Source organism: Nocardia pseudovaccinii NBRC 100343 (assembly GCF_001613225.1).
Taxonomy (GTDB): domain Bacteria; phylum Actinomycetota; class Actinomycetes; order Mycobacteriales; family Mycobacteriaceae; genus Nocardia; species Nocardia pseudovaccinii.
This window is the reverse complement of sequence record NZ_BDBY01000255.1, coordinates 23,461-41,146: the sequence shown is the minus strand read 5'-3', so window position 1 is coordinate 41,146 and position 17,686 is coordinate 23,461. Positions and strand designations below refer to the sequence as shown.

At 67.0% G+C, this 17,686-nt stretch carries 17 protein-coding genes; 11 read left to right on the top strand and 6 right to left on the bottom strand.

Annotated features, from left to right (window positions below; translation table 11 throughout):
• Positions 1-11: 11 nt before the first annotated feature.
• Positions 12-446 carry a VOC family protein gene (locus tag NP3_RS31895; RefSeq protein ID WP_063045424.1) on the top strand — a complete coding sequence of 145 codons (435 nt, stop codon included), beginning with the start codon at positions 12-14 and terminating at the stop codon, positions 444-446.
• 48 nt (positions 447-494) lie between these two features.
• On the opposite strand, the gene NP3_RS31890 is transcribed toward NP3_RS31895, so the two are convergent.
• Positions 495-1,001, bottom strand: a complete 507-nt coding sequence (locus NP3_RS31890; RefSeq protein WP_063045422.1) for a DUF2505 domain-containing protein — start codon at positions 999-1,001, stop codon at positions 495-497.
• 40 nt (positions 1,002-1,041) lie between these two features.
• Between NP3_RS31890 and NP3_RS31885 the strand changes: the two genes are divergently transcribed.
• The 4 genes from NP3_RS31885 to NP3_RS31870 all read left to right on the top strand — a co-directional run bounded on the left by NP3_RS31885 (position 1,042) and on the right by NP3_RS31870 (position 7,954).
• Positions 1,042-1,524: a DUF3592 domain-containing protein gene (locus tag NP3_RS31885; protein ID WP_063045442.1), complete on the top strand. Its 483-nt coding sequence runs from the start codon at positions 1,042-1,044 to the stop codon at positions 1,522-1,524.
• Between the two features lie 89 nt (positions 1,525-1,613).
• Positions 1,614-2,756, top strand: a complete 1,143-nt coding sequence (locus tag NP3_RS31880) for a glycosyltransferase family 4 protein (protein ID WP_063045440.1) — start codon at positions 1,614-1,616, stop codon at positions 2,754-2,756.
• 149 nt (positions 2,757-2,905) lie between these two features.
• On the top strand, positions 2,906-3,619 hold the full coding sequence (locus tag NP3_RS31875; RefSeq protein WP_084509263.1) for a demethylmenaquinone methyltransferase: 714 nt from the start codon (positions 2,906-2,908) through the stop codon (positions 3,617-3,619).
• A 150-nt stretch (positions 3,620-3,769) separates the two neighbouring features.
• Positions 3,770-7,954 (top strand): bifunctional nitrate reductase/sulfite reductase flavoprotein subunit alpha, encoded by a 4,185-nt coding sequence (locus tag NP3_RS31870; RefSeq protein WP_063045436.1) that lies wholly within the window; start codon positions 3,770-3,772, stop codon positions 7,952-7,954.
• A 65-nt stretch (positions 7,955-8,019) separates the two neighbouring features.
• On the opposite strand, the gene NP3_RS31865 is transcribed toward NP3_RS31870, so the two are convergent.
• The gene (locus NP3_RS31865) at positions 8,020-9,054 is read right to left on the bottom strand and encodes an aldo/keto reductase (protein ID WP_063045420.1); all 1,035 of its coding nucleotides are present in this window, start codon (positions 9,052-9,054) and stop codon (positions 8,020-8,022) included.
• A gap of 81 nt (positions 9,055-9,135) precedes the next feature.
• Between NP3_RS31865 and NP3_RS31860 the strand changes: the two genes are divergently transcribed.
• Positions 9,136-9,750, top strand: coding sequence for a TetR/AcrR family transcriptional regulator (locus NP3_RS31860; protein WP_063045418.1), 615 nt, complete (start codon positions 9,136-9,138; stop codon positions 9,748-9,750).
• Between the two features lie 158 nt (positions 9,751-9,908).
• Here the strand turns inward: NP3_RS31860 and NP3_RS31855 are convergent, their stop codons facing one another.
• A complete protein-coding gene (locus NP3_RS31855; RefSeq protein ID WP_063045416.1) occupies positions 9,909-10,487 on the bottom strand; it encodes a TIGR03086 family metal-binding protein in 579 nt (192 codons plus the stop codon).
• A gap of 111 nt (positions 10,488-10,598) precedes the next feature.
• Between NP3_RS31855 and NP3_RS31850 the strand changes: the two genes are divergently transcribed.
• Entirely contained in the window at positions 10,599-10,835 is a 237-nt protein-coding gene (locus tag NP3_RS31850) for a DUF8836 family protein (RefSeq protein ID WP_063045414.1), read from the top strand.
• A gap of 149 nt (positions 10,836-10,984) precedes the next feature.
• A complete protein-coding gene (locus NP3_RS31845) occupies positions 10,985-11,215 on the top strand; it encodes an Rv3202a family protein (protein ID WP_063045412.1) in 231 nt (76 codons plus the stop codon).
• A 13-nt stretch (positions 11,216-11,228) separates the two neighbouring features.
• Here the strand turns inward: NP3_RS31845 and menD are convergent, their stop codons facing one another.
• From menD to NP3_RS31830, 3 genes are all read right to left on the bottom strand, one after another.
• The gene (gene menD, locus NP3_RS31840; RefSeq protein WP_063045410.1) at positions 11,229-12,872 is read right to left on the bottom strand and encodes a 2-succinyl-5-enolpyruvyl-6-hydroxy-3-cyclohexene-1-carboxylic-acid synthase; all 1,644 of its coding nucleotides are present in this window, start codon (positions 12,870-12,872) and stop codon (positions 11,229-11,231) included.
• A 454-nt stretch (positions 12,873-13,326) separates the two neighbouring features.
• A complete protein-coding gene (locus tag NP3_RS31835; RefSeq protein WP_063045408.1) occupies positions 13,327-13,770 on the bottom strand; it encodes a DUF6918 family protein in 444 nt (147 codons plus the stop codon).
• 86 nt (positions 13,771-13,856) lie between these two features.
• Entirely contained in the window at positions 13,857-14,489 is a 633-nt protein-coding gene (locus NP3_RS31830) for a PaaI family thioesterase (protein WP_245721194.1), read from the bottom strand.
• Between the two features lie 237 nt (positions 14,490-14,726).
• Here NP3_RS31830 and NP3_RS31825 point away from each other — a divergent pair, with 237 nt between their 5' ends.
• The 3 genes from NP3_RS31825 to menE all read left to right on the top strand — a co-directional run bounded on the left by NP3_RS31825 (position 14,727) and on the right by menE (position 17,532).
• On the top strand, positions 14,727-15,620 hold the full coding sequence (locus NP3_RS31825) for a 1,4-dihydroxy-2-naphthoyl-CoA synthase (protein ID WP_063045406.1): 894 nt from the start codon (positions 14,727-14,729) through the stop codon (positions 15,618-15,620).
• A 1-nt stretch (position 15,621) separates the two neighbouring features.
• Positions 15,622-16,014: a VOC family protein gene (locus tag NP3_RS31820; RefSeq protein ID WP_063045404.1), complete on the top strand. Its 393-nt coding sequence runs from the start codon at positions 15,622-15,624 to the stop codon at positions 16,012-16,014.
• A gap of 357 nt (positions 16,015-16,371) precedes the next feature.
• Positions 16,372-17,532 (top strand): o-succinylbenzoate--CoA ligase, encoded by a 1,161-nt coding sequence (gene menE, locus NP3_RS31815; RefSeq protein WP_063045402.1) that lies wholly within the window; start codon positions 16,372-16,374, stop codon positions 17,530-17,532.
• Positions 17,533-17,686: the final 154 nt, after the last annotated feature.

The window sequence follows — 17,686 nt, the reverse complement described above, 5'->3', positions numbered from 1 at the left end:
AGCCTTTGGGCATGACTATTACCAATGTCTCGCTGGTCACCGTGTACGTCACCGACCAGGACGCGGCCAAGCAGTGGTACACCGAAAAGCTGGGATTCGTCGAGACCAGCGATGTGACCATGGGCGACAACGGATTCCGCTGGGTCAGCGTGGCACATCCCGACCATCCCGAACTCGAAATCACCCTGATGATTCCCGGACCGCCGCTGGACGACAATCTCGCCGACGCCATCCGCCGGGCCCTGGCCAATGGCACCAACGGCGCGCTCGGCCTGAAGACCGACGACTGCCAGAAGACCTTCGAGGAATTGACCGCCAAGGGCGTGGAGTTCATCCAGCCGCCCGCCGAACGGCCCTATGGCACCGAGGCGATCATCCGGGACAACTCCGGCAACTGGCTGGTGCTGGTGGAGCCCAAGGAATTCAGCCCGGAGGATTTCGCCTAGCCGAAGAGCCCGGCACGCCCCGGCTTTCGCCGGGGCGTTCGGACCGGGTCAGGCGCTCGCCTGCGCGGCGACCCACTTCTCGATATGTTTGCGCTCGCTCTCGAGCACCCGATGATGCAGCTGCTCGGCCAGCGGTTCGATGGCACCGCCGACCAGCGGCACCTTGACCCGCACGGTGCCGACGACCTCGATCTCGGACCCCTCGACGGTCGGGCGCAGTTCATAGGTGCCCGACATTTCGCTGCTGATGCCGCCGGTGGTGCCCTCGAAGGTGCCCTTGGCGATTTCGCCGTCCAATGCCTGCCAATTGTCGGTGCGCGAGAGCACCAGTTCGCTCTTGAGTACCTTGCTCACGATGCCAGGAACCTTGTCATCGCTTGCCTTTTCGGTCATATGTATACGGATGGTGTCCGTGCCCTGCGGATGCGAGAGATCGAGTGTGGCGGTCTGCGCACCGGCGAACCGGGACTGCCAGACGTCATCGGTGGTGAGTGCCCGGTGAAGATCTTCGACCGGGACGGCGTAGGGCACGGTGAAGCTGAATTTTCGGGACATGGCCGCAAACGGTATCGGAGGCGGCAAGTAGCCTGTTGTGGTGTCGGAAACCAGCCAGTCTGAAAGGCGTTCGAACCGCCTGCGGCGGGCCAGGATCGGGGTACTGACGGCGGCCGTCTTCCTCAGCGCCCTTGTCGTGCTGCTGGTGCTGGCCGCCTGGCGCAACGACTATCTGATCAGCTCCGACAAGGGTGTGACCTCCGCCGAGGTGCTCTCGGCCGGGCGGCTGCGTTCGGCGGTCATCTATGTCACACCGGACGGAAAGACGCACAATCCCAAGGTCGGGGTGCTGTATCCGACCAACCTCACCGCTGGTGAGCGGATCAATGTTGAGTACAGCCGCAAGGACCCGGATCTGGTCCGGGTGGCCGGACGTGACGTGCGGGTCGCGATTCAGCCCGCGCTGTCGGTGATCCTGGTGGTGTGGGCGGTCGCGCTACCGACGATGTGGCTGCTGCTGCGGGCACAGCGCCGTACGCCTGGCCCGGTGAACGGATCTCGCGCGGCGGCCGGTGCCGCCTGAGGCGAGCGGCCCCGACAGTTCGCCGGATCTTTGCGTATCGGTCATTTCGACGTGACGGCGTGGCGCGTTGCACGGGTCAACCTGGGATGGTGCGAGTAGCCATCGTTTCGGAGTCGTTCCTGCCGAATATGAACGGCGTCGTCAATTCCGTGCTCCGGGTGCTGGACCACCTGGACCAGCACGGGCACGAGGCGCTGGTGATCGCGCCGGATACGCCACACGGGCTGCCCGCCGCGCCACGGGTCTACAAAAGATTCCCGGTGCACCTGGTACCAGCGGTGATGGTGCCGAAGGTCAGCTCACTGCCGGTGGGCCTGCCGCAGCCCGGGATCACCGCCGCGATCGACGAATTCGATGCCGATGTTGTGCATCTGGCCTCGCCCTTCCTGCTCGGCGCAGGTGGTCTCGGTGCGGCGATGCGGTTGGACCTGCCGACGGTCGCGATCTACCAGACCGATGTGGCCGGATTCGCGAAGAGTTATGGGCTCGGACTGGCCAGTCGAGCTGCCTGGGCCTGGACGCGACGGATCCACGAGGGCGCGACACGGACACTGGCACCGTCTCGCGCGGCGGCCGAGGATCTGGGACGGCACGGTATTCCGCGGGTGCACCGCTGGGGCCGCGGTGTCGATATCGGTCGGTTCACGCCGTCGGCGAAGCTGCCGGAGCTGCGGGCCTCCTGGCTGCGCGGGCAGGAGAAGCTGCTGGTGGGGTTTGTCGGACGGCTGGCTCCGGAGAAGCACGTGGAACGGCTGGCGGTGCTGGCGAGCGATCCGGCGATCCAGCTGGTGATCGTCGGGGACGGGCCGGAGCGGGCCCGGTTGGCGCGGATGATGCCCACCGCGATCTTCACCGGGGAGCTCGGTGGCGCCGAGCTGGCGCAGGCCTACGCGAGCCTGGATGTGATGGTGCACGCGGGTGAACACGAGACGTTCTGTCAGGGCGTGCAAGAAGCCCTGGCCGCCGGGGTTCCGGTGATCGGGCCGGACGCGGGCGGACCGCGCGATCTGATCGCGCACTGCCGCAACGGCTACCTGCTGCCGGTGGATCGCTTCGCCGAGCTGTTACCCAGTGCGGTTGCGGCGCTTCGTGATCCGGTACTGCGGGCGCGATTCGCCGCGGCCGCTCGCAAGTCGGTGCTGCACCGGACCTGGCCCGCCATCTGCACCGAACTGATGGGCCACTACGCCGACGTCACGGGGATCCGGACCCAGTTGCCGCACACCGCGTAAATCGTTTGTGAGTTTCACGACCTCCGAAAGCCGATTACGGGGTGCGACGATGGAAAAGTCCGGCGCGTCCAGTGGCGATGCGGATTGTCTGGGCCAGCTCGGCGCGGGAGTCTCGCCCGGCATGTGTTACGCGCGGTAGGTTCGGGGGCGTGGCGAAAACAGAGCAGCGGGAACCGGTTCGGGCTTCGCTGGACAAGCAGCCGCACGAGGTCGCGTCGATGTTCGACGGGGTCGCGAAGCGGTACGACCTGACCAACACCGTCATCTCCTTGGGACAGGACCGATATTGGCGCTGGGCGGTGCGCAGAGCAGTGGCGCCACGGCCGGGTGAGCGCGTGCTCGACCTCGCCGCGGGCACCGGTATTTCGACGCTGGACCTGGCGAAATCCGGTGCCTGGTGCCTAGCGGCCGACTTCTCCCAGGGCATGCTCGCCGCGGGCAAATTCCGCAATGTGCCGATGGTGGCCGCCGATGCGACCGCACTGCCCTTCGCCGACGATTCGTTCGACGCGGTGACCATCTCCTACGGTCTGCGCAATATCTCCGAGACCGATGCCGCGCTGCGCGAAATGCTGCGGGTCACCAAACCGGGCGGGCGGATGGTGATCTGCGAGTTCTCCACGCCGATCGTGCCGATCTTCAGCACCATCTATCTCGAGTATCTGATGAAGGCGCTGCCGAAGGTCGCGGTGGCGGTGAGCAGTAATCCGGATGCCTATGTCTACCTCGCCGAATCCATCCGGGCCTGGCCGAATCAGCGGCAGTTGGCGCTGCGGATCGCCGATGCGGGCTGGTCGTCGGTGAAATGGCGCAATCTGACCGGCGGGATCGTCGCACTGCATCGCGCTTACAAATTGGGCTGACCGCCGAATTGAACTGAGCTCCTGGTCGCGGCATATTTTCGTGGCGCACGCCACACCTCACGGGGGAAATTTGCCGTGGTGAGGTTAATTGTCATCTGTCGATAACGTTGGGTAAATCGGCCGCAATCGGCGGTGCGCATGATCGGTGGCATGACCGATGCAGGCACCGATCGCGCGAGCACCGCCAGAACGGCGTGCTCGTACTGCGGCGTCGGCTGCGGCATCGTCGTCGAGACCCGCGCGGGTGCGGGCGGTGCGCCGGTCATCGCCAAGGTCCGCGGTGACAAACTGCATCCGACGAATGCGGGCCGACTGTGCACGAAGGGCGCGACCCACGCGGAATTGATGGCGGCGCCGGGGCGGATGGAGACCGCGTACCGTCGGCCCGAGCGCGGTCAGGTGCCCGTGCCGGTGCCTGTCGACGAGGCGGTGCACGAGGTGGCCACTCGGCTGCGGGCGATCCTGGACGAACACGGACCGGACGCCATCGCGCTGTACGTCTCCGGGCAGATGTCGCTCGAGGCACAGTACCTGGCGACCAAGTTGGCCAAGGGGTATCTGCGGACCAAGCACATCGAGGCCAATTCCCGGCTGTGCATGGCCAGCGCCGGAACCGGCTACAAGCAGTCGCTCGGCGCGGACGGGCCGCCCGGCTCCTACGACGACTTCGAACACGCCGATCTGTTCTTCGTGACCGGCGCGAATATGGCCGACTGCCATCCGATCCTCTATCTGCGAATGATCGACCGGGTCAAGGCGGGGGCCAAGCTGATCGTGGTGGATCCGCGGCGCACCGATACCGCGGCGCGGGCCGATCTGTTCCTGCAGATCGCACCGGGCACCGATCTCGCCCTGCTGAACGGGCTACTGCACCTGCTCGTCGAAAACGGTGATATCGACTCGGACTTCATCGCCGAGCACACCGAGGGCTGGGTGGCGATGCCCGAATTCCTCGCCGACTACCCGCCGGACCAGGTCGCCGCGATCACCGGGCTGGCCGAGGACGATATCCGAACTGCAGCGCGCTGGATCGGCGAAGCCGGTGCATGGATGTCGTTGTGGACCATGGGACTCAACCAGTCCACCCACGGCACCTGGAATACCAACGCGCTCTGCAACCTGCACCTGGCCACCGGGGCTATCTGTCGTCCCGGCAGCGGGCCGTTCTCGCTGACCGGTCAGCCGAATGCCATGGGCGGGCGCGAAATGGGCTATATGGGTCCGGGTTTGCCCGGACAGCGCAGCCTGCTCTCCCCCACCGACCGCACCTTCGTGGAGACGGCGTGGGGCGTCGAGCCGGGCACGCTGCGCACCGAGTCCGGACCGGGCACGATCGAGATGTTCCGCGAGCTGTCCGAAGGGCAGATCAAGGCGGCCTGGATCATCTGCACCAATCCCGTTGCCACCGTCGCCAATCGGAAGACGGTGATCGGCGGGCTGGAGGCGGCCGAGCTGGTCATCGTGCAGGACGCGTACACCGATACGGCCACCAACTCCTACGCCGACATACTGTTGCCCGCGACGCTCTGGGCCGAAGCCGATGCGGTGATGGTGAATTCGGAGCGCAATGTCACGTTGCTCCAGCGCTCGGTGGATCCGATCGGCGATGCCCGTCCGGACTGGCTGCTGATCGCGCAGGTCGCCACCGCGATGGGCTTCGCGGGCTTCGAATACTCCTCCAGTGCCGAGGTTTTCGACGAGATCAAGCAGTTCGCCAATCCAGCCACCGGATACGACCTGCGTGGCATGAGCTATGAGCGGTTGCACGAGGGGCCGATGCAGTGGCCGTGCGCCGCGCCCGACCGCGCGCGCAACCCGATCCGCTACCGCAATGACGGTGTCAGCCAGGAACTTTTCGTCGACGATGCCGGGCACCAGCCCCGGTTGGCCTTCGCGACGCCGAGTCGTCGCGCGGTGTTCTGGCCGCGCCCGCATCTGACGCCGGAGGAGATGCCCGACGACGACTACCCGTTCATGCTCAATACCGGCCGCCTGCAGCATCAGTGGCACACCATGACCAAGACCGGCAAGATCGACAAGCTGACCAAACTGACCGGCCAGCCGTTCGTCGAGGTGCATCCCAAGGATGCCGAGCGGCTCGGGGTCGAGGCGGGCGACCAGCTCGAAATCGCCTCCCGACGCGGTCGAGCGGTGCTGCCGGTGCAGATCAGCGACCGGGTGCGGCCCGGTGATTGCTTCGCGCCGTTCCATTGGAATGACGAGCAGGGCGAATATCTGACGATCAATGCCGTGACCAATGACGCGGTGGATCCGGATTCGCTGCAGCCCGAATTCAAGGCGTGCGCGGTGTCGTTGCGGCGCGTCGCGGTGATGCCGAAAGCGGCCGAAAGTCCGTCGGCGGGAGTGCCGGAAACCGCCGCGAACCGTGGTTCGCACCCGCTGGCGGTCATGCTGGGGCTCGACGCGGGCACAGCGCCGACGCTCAGCGAGACCGAGCGGATCTATCTCGCCGGATATCTCTCGGCGCTGCAATCCCTTCCGGTGACCGGTCAGCCCGTGCTGCCCGAATCCGCGCCGCTGGCCAAGAACAGTCGGCTGTGGATCGACGGACTGCTGGCCGGTATGTATTCGCGAAGCGCGGCAACAGAATCCGCGTCCACCGACGAGATTCCCGACGAACCGCCCCGGCCGATCACCGTGCTGTGGGCCTCACAGACCGGAACCGCCGAAGAGTTCGCGGCGACGACGGCCGCTCGCCTGGCCGAATCCGGTTTCGCGCCGCGGCTGCTCGATATGGACTCGTGCGAACTCCACGAACTCACCGGGGATGTGCTGGTGATCAGCAGCACCTTCGGCGACGGCGGACCGCCGGATAACGGCACCGACTTCTGGGAACGCCTGGACGACAGCGTGATCCGATTGACCGGCATGCGGTACGCGGTGTTCGCACTCGGCGACTCCTCCTATGACGACTTCTGCGGCCACGGTCGCAAACTGGACGCGAAACTGACCGAACGCGGGGCCACCCGTCTGCTCGCACGCGTCGACAGCGAACCCGATTACGAGGAAGCGGCGGCGCGCTGGCTCGACGAGGTGCTCGCCGCACTGGACGATGGTGCGCCCGAGACGAGTCCTTCCGGTCCCGGCGGAGCCCGGATGCCCGAGCGCTCCACCGGCGCCACCATGGTGCTGACCCGCACCGCACCGGCCGTCGGGACCCAGACCGCCGGACCGGCGCCGTTCACCCGCAACGCACCGGTGACCGCACCGCTGGTGCGCAATGAGCCGCTGTCGCATGCCGGATCGCCGAAGGAAGTGCGGCAGTTCGGCTTCGACCTGCGCGGACTGAAAGCGAATTACGAGGTCGGCGATTCGCTCGGGGTTTGGCCTACGAACGCCGAGTCGATGGTTGCCGAATGGCTCGGCGCGACCGGGCTGGACGGCCGTCGGGTCATCGAGCTCGACAACCAGGAATTGTCGCTGGCCCAGGCGCTGCGGACCCGCTTCGACATCACGAAGGTCAGCCACGATCTGCTGACCTTCATCGCCGAACGCAATCCCAACAACCGCCTGTCGAAACTGCTGCGCCGCGATAATCGCAATGAACTCGACAACTACCTGTGGGACCGGCAGGCGGTCGACGTGCTGCGCGAGTTCCCGGTGCGCGCCGATCTCGTGGAATGGCTCGGCACGCTGAAAAAGCTACAGCCGCGCCAGTATTCGATTTCGTCGAGTCCGCTGGTCAGTCCCGACGAGGTGCAGCTCACCGTGGGTGTCGTCCGGTACGGCGATCCGGCCGCGACCGGATCCGCCGCGCGGCGCGGTGGGGTGTGCTCGACCTTCCTCGCCGACCGCGCCGACGCCGCCGAATCCGCGGTGCCGATCTTCCTGCAGCGCGCCCCGCACTTCCGGCCGCCGCTCGATCCGACCGCACCGATGATCATGGTCGGCCCCGGCACCGGCATCGCGCCCTTCCGCGGCTTCCTGCAGGAACGCCGCGCCCTGGGCTGCAGCGGCCGCAACTGGTTGTTCTTCGGCGATCAGCATGCCGCCCAGAACTTCTACTACCGAGCGGAATTGGAGGATATGTTCCGCGCGGGCTTCCTCACCCGACTCGATCTGGCCTTCTCCCGCGACCAGCGCGAGCGGGTCTACGTGCAGCACCGGATGATCGAGCACGGCGCCGAGCTGTGGTCCTGGCTGCGCGACGGCGCGCACTTCTATGTGTGCGGCGATGCGGCACGCATGGCCAAGGATGTCGACGACACCCTGCTGACCATTGCCAGGATCCACGGCAAGCTCGACGAGGACGGGGCGCTGGCGTTCCGGAAGCAGTTGGTTGCCGAGAAGCGCTACGTTCGCGACGTGTACTGAGGGTCGTTGCCTCAGCGCCCGATCCCGCGGGTTCTGAGGAGGAATGGGCGCTGTGGCTGATCCCCTCACACCGCAGGAGCACTCAGCCGCGCGAAGTCCGGCAGCCGGTAGTACGGGTAGTAGGGGTACGCCGGGGTAGTCGCCCCGGCCTTGTCGAGGCGCGCGATCTGCTCGGCATCGAGCTCCCAGCCGACCGCGCCGAGGTTCTGGCCCAGCTGCTCGGCATTGCGTGCGCCGACGATGACGGTCGACACCGTTGGACGGCGCAGCAGCCAGTTGAGGGCGATCTGCGGGACGGTCTTACCGGTCTCCGCGGCAAGTTCGTCGAGGACGTCGACCACGTCGTAGAGCTTGTCGTCATCGACCGGCGGACCTGCCTCGGCGGTCTGATGCAGACGGCTGCCCGCCGGAAGTGGTTGGCCGCGGCGGATTTTCCCGGTCAGCCGACCCCAGCCGAGCGGGCTCCACACCACCGCGCCGACACCCTGGTCCAGGCCGAGCGGCATGAGCTCCCATTCGTAGTCACGACCGACGAGTGAGTAGTAGACCTGATGGGCGACATAGCGGGTCAGGCCGTGCCGGTCCGCCGCGGCAAGGGATTTCATCAGCTGCCAGCCCGCGAAGTTGGAGGCGCCGAGGTAGCGGATCTTGCCCGCGCGCACCAGATCGTCCAGTGCCGCAAGGACTTCCTCGACCGGAGTGTGCGCGTCGAAGGCGTGCAGTTGGAACAGGTCGATGTGGTCCGTGCCGAGCCTGCGCAGCGCACCCTCGACCGCCTTGATCAGGCGCGAACGGCCGGAACCCGCGTCGTGCGGACCGGGACCGGTCGGCAGGCTCGCCTTGGTCGACAGCAGCAGCTGGTCACGCCTGCCCTTGATGGCCGCACCGAGTACCTCCTCGGAGGCGCCATCGGAATAGACATCGGCGGTATCGAACATGGTGACGCCCGCGTCCAGGCTGATATCGACCAGTCGGCGCGCCTGCTCCGCATCGGTATCGCCCCACGCGCTGAACAGTTCGCCCCGCCCGCCGAAGGTGCCCGCGCCGAAACTCAGCGCCGGGACGAGCAAACCTGATGCGCCGAGCCGCCGGTACTCCATGATGACTCCTAAAGGGTCTATAATTCCGTTAACGATCTGAACATACACCCGTCGGGTTACAAATGAAACTGGAGTTCCTTTATGGAGTCTGACGCTGCCGCCCCCGGCTCGATTCGCCCTGGTGGACGCACCGCGCGCGTTCGCGAGGCCGTGCTGCAGGCGGCGGGTGATCTACTCGCCGAGCGCGGTTTCGCACACCTGGATCTGACCGAGGTCGCTGCGCGCGCCGAGGTCGGCAAGACCACGGCCTACCGTCGCTGGCGCAACTCCACCGGACTCGTCGCCGACCTGCTCCTGGATATGGCCGAACAATCGCTGCCGCGCGCGGATACCGGGTCCCTACTCGGCGATCTCACCGCCAACGCCCAGCTGGTCGCCGAAACCCTCACGGATCCCCGCCAAGGCAAGCTCTTCCAGGCCGTCATCGCCGCTGCCACCTGCGACGAAACCGCCGCAACCGCCCTACGCCGCTTCTACGACGTCCGCCTGACCGAATGGACGCCCTGTATCGACGCCGCCATCGCCCGCGGCGAAATCCCCGAAAACACCGACGCCCGCGCCGTCCTGACCGCCGTCTCGGCCCCCCTCTACTACCGCCTCCTCGCCAGCGGCGACCCGATCGACGACGCAGCCGCCCGCACCGCCGCCGCAGCCGCCACCCGAGCCGCCTCAGCGGGCATCTTCACGAAGCCATGAACAAGATCAGGTGGAACTGGTGGCGGGCCCTTCTTCGGGCAATAGCGCCACAGATTCCACCTGATCTTGGTCGAGGCAACTTGTTGCGAGCTATTCAGCGGAGGGTCGGGGCGGCTATGGCCCGGGTCGCACGCGGGCTCGGTCTCGGCCGCAGGTGATCAGCGGGCCCAGGAGGGGTCGCGGCCGGTGAGTCCGACGATGCGGTCCAGGGGCGCGGCGGTGTCGGGAACTCGGACGACAGGGCCGAACATCCCCGGGGTGCCTTCGGGCGGTGTGTCCCTGAGGAATTCGAGCAGGACGGTCAGGTGCACCGGGTCGACCGTCAGTTGCTGATCGGTAGCGCGGGCGAGATCCCAACTGTGGACAACGATTTCGTCCAGCGCGATCGTGGCCATGACGACCGCCGGGGCGGATACCCCGCCAGCTTCGGTTTCGCCGTCCCAGGCCGCCGGATCGCGCCAGGCCTCGACGAGTGCCTTCAGCTGGGCCGGAATGCGAGAACGCCAGTCGGCGGGCAGGGCGCTGTCGGGGCCGACGGCGGGCGGGACCGAGCGGCCGACCGCTTCCTTGGTCGCGGCCTGCCGGAACGCTTCGGTGAGTCCGATGACGTGGGCGAACAGGTCGCGCACGCTGGTATCGGTGCATGGTGTCGGCGCGTTGAGCTGATCGTCGGTGATGGCGCCGACCACCGCCTCCAGGGCGGCGGCGGCCGGTTCGAGATCGAAATTCGGGTGCATCGGGTCCTCCTCGGCAACGGAACGTCAACGATTGAGACGGCGCGCACCATCGGAATTCATCGCAACCAAGTCGTAGCGGCGAAAAGTGCTGGAAAAGCGGAGAATTGGTAGATGAAGGGCGATCGGGTGGAGATCGTCGTCGACTTCGGCGACGGGTCTCGCAGTTATGAAGTGGTCGCGACGCGGGCCGGGCGCAAGGTCGAGGTGCGCATCGCGCGTGGCGTGGTCGAGGTCAGCGAAGTGACGCGAACGGGCGTCGCGGTGCGCACGGCGCGGTTCATGGCGGGGCGCACATTGGCGCTCGTCGAATTCCCGGCGAATGGTTCGGGTCCAGCCGACGGCGAGTAGCAGGTGGGTTGCCGCGCGGCCGGACTAGGAGCATTCTCAACAGTGTTGGACTGGTTGTCCGCCTGCGCTGTGATTCCCGCAGCACCTGGAGTTCGCTCGGCAGAGCATCGGGTACCCAGCCGAAAAGCACGCGCGGAGAGGAACGAACGATGACCGATCCAAGCACGTCCCGCACCGTCGACGCGGTTTCGGAAGCCGACTACGTCGAGCAGAACGTCCCCGCCTACCCTGAGATCGTCGATGACACCGACGACAGCTCCGACCGCGAGCTCGCGGCGGCGGTCGATCGAGATGCCTTCGACGCCAATCCGGCCGATGTCGTGGAACAGTCGATCCCGGTGCCGCTCGACGACGATCGCGATTCCGAGCCGGAGTACTGATCGGCCCGTCGGCTTACGGCGCGATCTTGGCCCGCACCGTCGCGTGCAACTCCCGCAGACTGGATCGCTCGGTCGCGACTTCGAGCACCCGCAACCCGTGCGCGTGCCCGGCCAACTCGACCGCCAACTGCTCGGTATCGACCTGCTTGTGCGGAATCCGGTAGGCGGCACACAGCGCGGCCAAATCCATTCCGTGCGGCGTACCGAAGACGCGCTCGAAAACACCGGCGTACTGCGGATCACCCTGTTCCAGGAGTTCGAAGATGCCGCCGCCGTCGTCGTTGGCGACCACGATGGTCAGATCGGCGGGGCGGGGTTCGCCGCGGCCGATGAGCAGGCCGGAGGCGTCGTGCAGGAAGGTGAGGTCACCGATCAGCGCGAAGGTGCGCCCGGTGTGGTGCAGCGCCGCGCCGACGGCCGTGGAAACGGTGCCGTCGATACCGGCCACGCCACGATTGGACAGCACTCGGACACCCGGCCGCGGGGGCGAGACCAGGGCCGCGTCACGCACCGGATTGGATGCCCCGAGCAGCAGCTGATCGCCCTCGCGCAACGCGTCCATCACCACCGCGGCAACGTGCAGCCCGGTCGGTTTCGGATGGTTGGCCAGTTCGGCGCGAACGACCTGAACGGCCTTCGCATCGAGTTCGCGGCAGTACGCGAGCCAGTCCGCACTTGGCGCACCCGTGGCAACCGCCCGGGTTCCGGTGCCGACCACATTGCCGGAGACATCGGGCCAGCGCGGGCCGGTGGTGAGCGCGTAGACGGTCACGGCCGGATCCGCGAGCACCTTCGCGACCTGGCGATGCAGCGTCGGCCGCCCGGTGATGATCGCCTGCCGCGGCTTCAGCAGCGGCAGGGCCAGCGGATGCAGGGCCGGACCGTGCATCGGGGCCGTGGGTTCGGCCACTGTCGGCAGCTCGGCCAGTTCCGGCCGCAAGCCTGCGCCGTGGCCGGAGATGACGACCGTATCGGGCGTCAGGTCGAGATCGAGCGGCACATCGAGCGTCGCGTAGCGGGTGCACGTCCACGCCTCGCCGCCGGGGCGGCCCTGAGGCGCCCACTCGTCCGGCGTGTGATCCGGCACCAGCGGCTCGCGCAGCGGAATATCGAAATGCACCGGCCCGGCATTGCCGGAACGGGTGCCACGGGCCGCCGCGAGTACCCGGCAGACGGCCGAACGCCACTGGCTGTTCTGCTGGCCGTAGGGCACGCCGCCATCGGTGTCCGACTCCTCCTCGGCGAGTCCGAGGCTGATCGAGGCACGGACCTGGCTACCGAACAGCCCGAATTGTTCGACGGTCTGATTGGCGCCGGAACCGAGCATCTCGTAGGGCCGGTTGGCGCTCAGCACCACCAGCGGTACGCGAGCGTAGTTCGCCTCCAGCACGGCGGGGCCGAGATTGGCGACAGCGGTCCCCGAGGTCATCACCACCGGCACCGGCAGTCGACTGGCGATGGCGAGTCCGATGGCCAGGAAGCCCGCGGTTCGCTCGTCGATGCGCATGTGCAGGCGGAGCCGGCCTGCCGCATCGGCCGCCTGCAGCGCGAATGCCAGGGGCGCGTTTCTCGACCCCGGGCACAGAACGACGTCTCGCACACCCCCGCGCGCGAGCTCGTCAACGACCACTTGCGCCTGTGCTGTAGACGGATTCACATCTCCAGCCTCTCAGACAGTTGCTTCGACGTCTTCGTCACCCTGCTCACAATGGCACCTCGCCAGCGCTCGGCACCATTGTGCCCAGAGGGCGCTGTGCCGTTGGTTCGCTCGCTGCGCTCCCTCACGCCGTCGGGGTTGGCGGAAAATTCGCCCCGCGTCCACCACCGGACGCGGGGCGCTCAGCGCCCGTGGTCGGCCGAATCGCCGTGCGCGACAATGAGCGTCGCCAGCGCACCCACCACGGAGCGAGTCCCATGCGCGAACGCAGTGAGCGACAAAAAACACAGCCGCCCACACGGTCATGCCGGAGCCCAGCGCTAGCGAGGCGCAGGCACCAGCGAACGCAGTGAGCGACAAAAAACACAGCCGCTCACGCGGTCATACCGGAGCCGAGCGCTAGCGAGGCGTAGGCATGAGCGCGAAACGCGGCGCCGTGGCGCCGCAATCCAACTCAGGCGTGCCGCTGCACGAGGTCGCCCAGCCGCGGCAGGGCCTCGATGACGTTCTTCTTGGCCGAGGAACGCATCGACGAGTAGACCTTCTTCAGCGCCGGACGCGTCGAGGCGTCGGCACGCGCGTCGGTCACCGCGAGCAATGCCTCGGCGACCTCGTCCGACTTGGCGACCAGCAGGTCGGCGAACTGGCCGGACCCCGTCGCCGAGTATTCCTGCCAGAACGGCTCCAGCTGCGAGACGAGCTTGGGCGCCAAGGACTCCAGCGCGTCCGGCACGATGGACGGGCTGATCTTCTTGACCGCCGCGTAGCCACCCTTGACGGCCAGGCCCGACGCACCACCCTTGTCCGACACCTCGGCGTCCAGAACCTCCTTGGCATCGGCAAGGAAGGCCGTGCGCTTTGCGTCGTCGAGCAGGGATTCAGACAGTGCTGCAACCACTTTCAGGTTCCTCCGGGATCGATGTCGATGAACGAGCGCACGTCACTATACGCACTGGTGCGCAGAGTCACACGGCACTCATCGAGCTACGGCTGCCACGGCAGCAATTGGACCATCAATCCTTCACAATCGGCGAGGACATTGCCCTGCTCATCGGCCAGTTCCGCGGTTATGTACGTTTTGCGCCCTTCGATGCGATCGACGCGCCCCCGCACGGTCAGCGGTGTCTGCAACGGAGTGATTTTGCGGTAGTTCACATGGAGATAGGCGGTGCGGCTGATCGGCCTTCCGGCGTAATGCACGATCATGCCGAGCAGATCGTCGAAGAGCAGCGGGAGCACGCCGCCGTGTGCCGCGCCATTGCCGCCGAGATGGAACCGACGGAACTCACCGGTCATCACGATGCCGTCGGGTCCGGCCTCGACCACCTGCCACGGCAGCAGCAAAAGGCTGCCGCGCCCGGGCAATTCGACCGCGCGGCCCGCCGGGCCCTGCAGTTCGGGTGCGCGGTACGGCTCGAGCAGATCGATGAGTTCGCGCGTCCGGTCGAGTGCCTCGCCGTAGATCTCGTCGGGGGCGTCCACGGAGACGACCAGATCCTGCAGCGTGCGCATGGCCTCGACGAACGGGCCGAAGTCGGCGCCGACTCGCGCGCGGGAGACCTTGGGGAAGCCGCCGTGCTTCTCGTACCGGGATTCGTCCACCGCGCTGTTATCGATGCGCGGACCGGACCGCCCGCCAACGCGCTCTGCAACCCGTTTCACTGCCTCGCGCCCGCCCGTCGCCCGACCGCCGCCCCTCATCGAATCGCTTCGCGATGCTCCGTTCATCCTTAGCACGGTATCGCGTTGTTATACACCGTCAAGTCGTACCGTCCGGTAATGGAATCGGCACCGTAGAAGTTCGCATGGAAGTCGCTGGCACCCGAAACATCGGTGGGGGCAATAATCACTGGGGTGACGTTCAATCCGAAGCTGTGGCGGCCCGTTCCTGGGTTCGAGAACCTGACCGACATCACCTATCACCGGCATATCGAGCAGGGCACCGTCCGGGTGGCCTTCGATCGGCCGGAGGTGCGCAATGCGTTCCGCCCGCATACGGTCGACGAGCTCTATCGCGCGCTCGATCACGCCAGGATGACCCCGGACGTCGGCGCGGTGCTGCTCACCGGCAACGGTCCCAGTCCCAAGGACGGCGGCTGGGCCTTCTGCTCGGGCGGTGACCAGCGCATTCGCGGCCGCAGCGGCTACCAGTACGCGGACGGCGATACGGCGGACACCGTCGACCAGGCGCGCGCGGGCCGCCTGCACATCCTCGAGGTGCAGCGGCTGATCCGGTTCATGCCGAAGGTGGTCATCGCGCTGGTCAACGGCTGGGCCGCGGGCGGCGGGCACAGTCTGCACGTGGTCTGCGATCTGACCCTGGCCAGCCGCGAGCACGCCAGGTTCAAGCAGACCGACGCCGACGTCGGCAGCTTCGACGGCGGTTACGGCAGCGCCTATCTCGCGAAAATGGTCGGCCAGAAATTCGCGCGGGAAATCTTCTTCCTCGGCCGCCCCTACACCGCCGAGGAAATGCATCAGATGGGTGCGGTGAACAAGGTCGTCGATCACGCCGAACTGGAAAATGTCGCACTGGAGTGGACCGCCGATATCAACGGCAAATCCCCACAGGCCCAGCGCATGTTGAAGTACGCGTTCAATCTGCTCGACGACGGTCTGGTCGGTCAGCAGCTCTTCGCGGGCGAGGCCACCCGGATGGCGTATATGACCGATGAGGCGGTCGAAGGCCGCGACGCCTTCCTGGAAAAGCGCAAGCCGGACTGGACCCCCTACCCCTGGTACTTCTGACATGGACATCCTCAGCAGCCGGGTCATCCTGCGGCCCGCCGACTACCAGGCAACCCTTGCGTTCTACCGCGACGGACTCGGCTTGGCCATCGCGCGCGAGTATCCGGGCGGCACGGTTTTCTTCGCTGGACAGTCGCTGGTCGAGGTGGCCGCGCACGGCGGATCGGGCAAATCGACCACCTTCGAAGGTGCGCTGTGGCTGCAGGTTCGCGACATTTCGGATGCGGCGGCGGAGCTGGCGCTGAAAGGGATCCGCATCCAGCGCGAGCCGGTGCGCGAGCCGTGGGGACTGATCGAAATGTGGGTGCACGATCCGGACGGCGTGCCGATCGTTGTGGTCGAAGTTCCCGCCGAGCATCCGATCCGGCGGGATTCGCGCTGGTCACCGGACTGATCACACCGGCAGCGGCGGCGCGGCCGGTCCGGCTCGAGTTGCCAATGCCGACCCCGGCGAGGACGATAACCACGGATGACCGCCCGACCGCCGACGTCCGGGTGAGCACCGACTGAGTACCGTCCTCCGAGTGAATCGCAGTCTCGATGTCCGGCGTACCCGACTTCTTCTCCCCTGACGCGGCCGAACCCCCAGCGCGCCGCCCCAGCAAACCGACCCCTGCCGCGTGCGGTCGTGTCGACATGACACGATCAGACTCGTGAGGGAGCGCAGCGAGCGAACCATGAACACAGCGCGCCTGCGCACGACGGCGCCGAGCACCAGCGAGGTGCGGTCGCGCACGACGGGGGCGACATCATGAGCCGCACCCTGCGAACGCTGCCGATGCCGACCGGATCCGGGCTCGGCGATGTCATACCGCATCTGCGAGAAGTGTTGGAGGGCAACGGCCCCGCGTGGTTGCCGATACCGACCAGCGACCGCCGGGAGGCCCGGCGACTGAGCGATGCACTCTCGCCCGGCGAACTGATCGATGACGAGGCGGCACTGGTCGTGACCACCTCCGGCAGCACCGGTGTGCCGAAAGGCGCCATGCTCAGCTCCGCCGCACTGCGGGCCAGCGGGACCGCGACACACGATCGACTCGGTGGTCCCGGCACCTGGCTGCTTGCCCTGCCGACCCATCACATCGCGGGCATTCAGGTGCTGCTGCGCAGCATTCTGGCCGGTACCGAACCCAGCGTGCTCGACGTTTCCGGCGGCTTCCTCCCCGAGGCGCTGGCCGGCGCGATTTCCGGTATGCGCGGTGAGCGCCGCTACACCGCGCTGGTGCCGACCCAGCTCATCAAGGCACTGGAGGCGCCCACCGCGGCGGCAGCACTTGCCGAGTTGGACGGCGTGCTCGTCGGCGGGGCGGCCACGCCCGCGCCGGTCTACGAACGCGCGAAAGCGGCCGGTATCAACGTCGTTCGCACCTATGGCATGAGCGAAACCTGCGGCGGCTGTGTGTACGACGGAGTTCCGCTCGACGGCACCGAGATTCGCATCGAGGACGGTCGCGTGCTGCTCGGCGGCGCGATGATCGCCATCGGCTACCGCGGCCAGCCCGACCATCCCGCGTTCGCCGAACCCGGCTGGTTCCGCACCGAAGACGCGGGCACCTACGAGGACGGCGTGCTCAGGATCAGCGGACGGCTCGACGAGGCCATCATGACCGGCGGACTGCTCGTCATCCCGCAGGTCGTCGAGGCCGTGCTGATCACCCATCCGGGCATCAGCGAATGCGTGGTGCTCGGTCTGCCCGACGATAGGCTCGGCCAGCGGGTCGCGGTCGCGGTGGTCCCCGCCCCCGGCGCCACCCCGACCCTCGAGGAACTGCGCGATCACGTCGTGCGCGAACTCGATTCCATCGCCGCACCGCGCGAGCTGGCGCTGCTGGATGAGCTTCCGCTGCGCGGCCCCGGCAAACCCGACCGCGTAAAACTCCGCGAGCGCTTGTCCGCCTCCCCGCGTATTTAGGCGCCAGAGTCAGGTGCCACCGCAGTTACGTCGGCGACCGGCGATGACGTCGTTACCGAGTCAGCCCGTACCCGACGAGTTACCCATGTTCTCCCGAAATCAGTTGTTACGTTGCCGCGTTGAACTAGCGGTGCATGAGCACTCGATCGTGGTG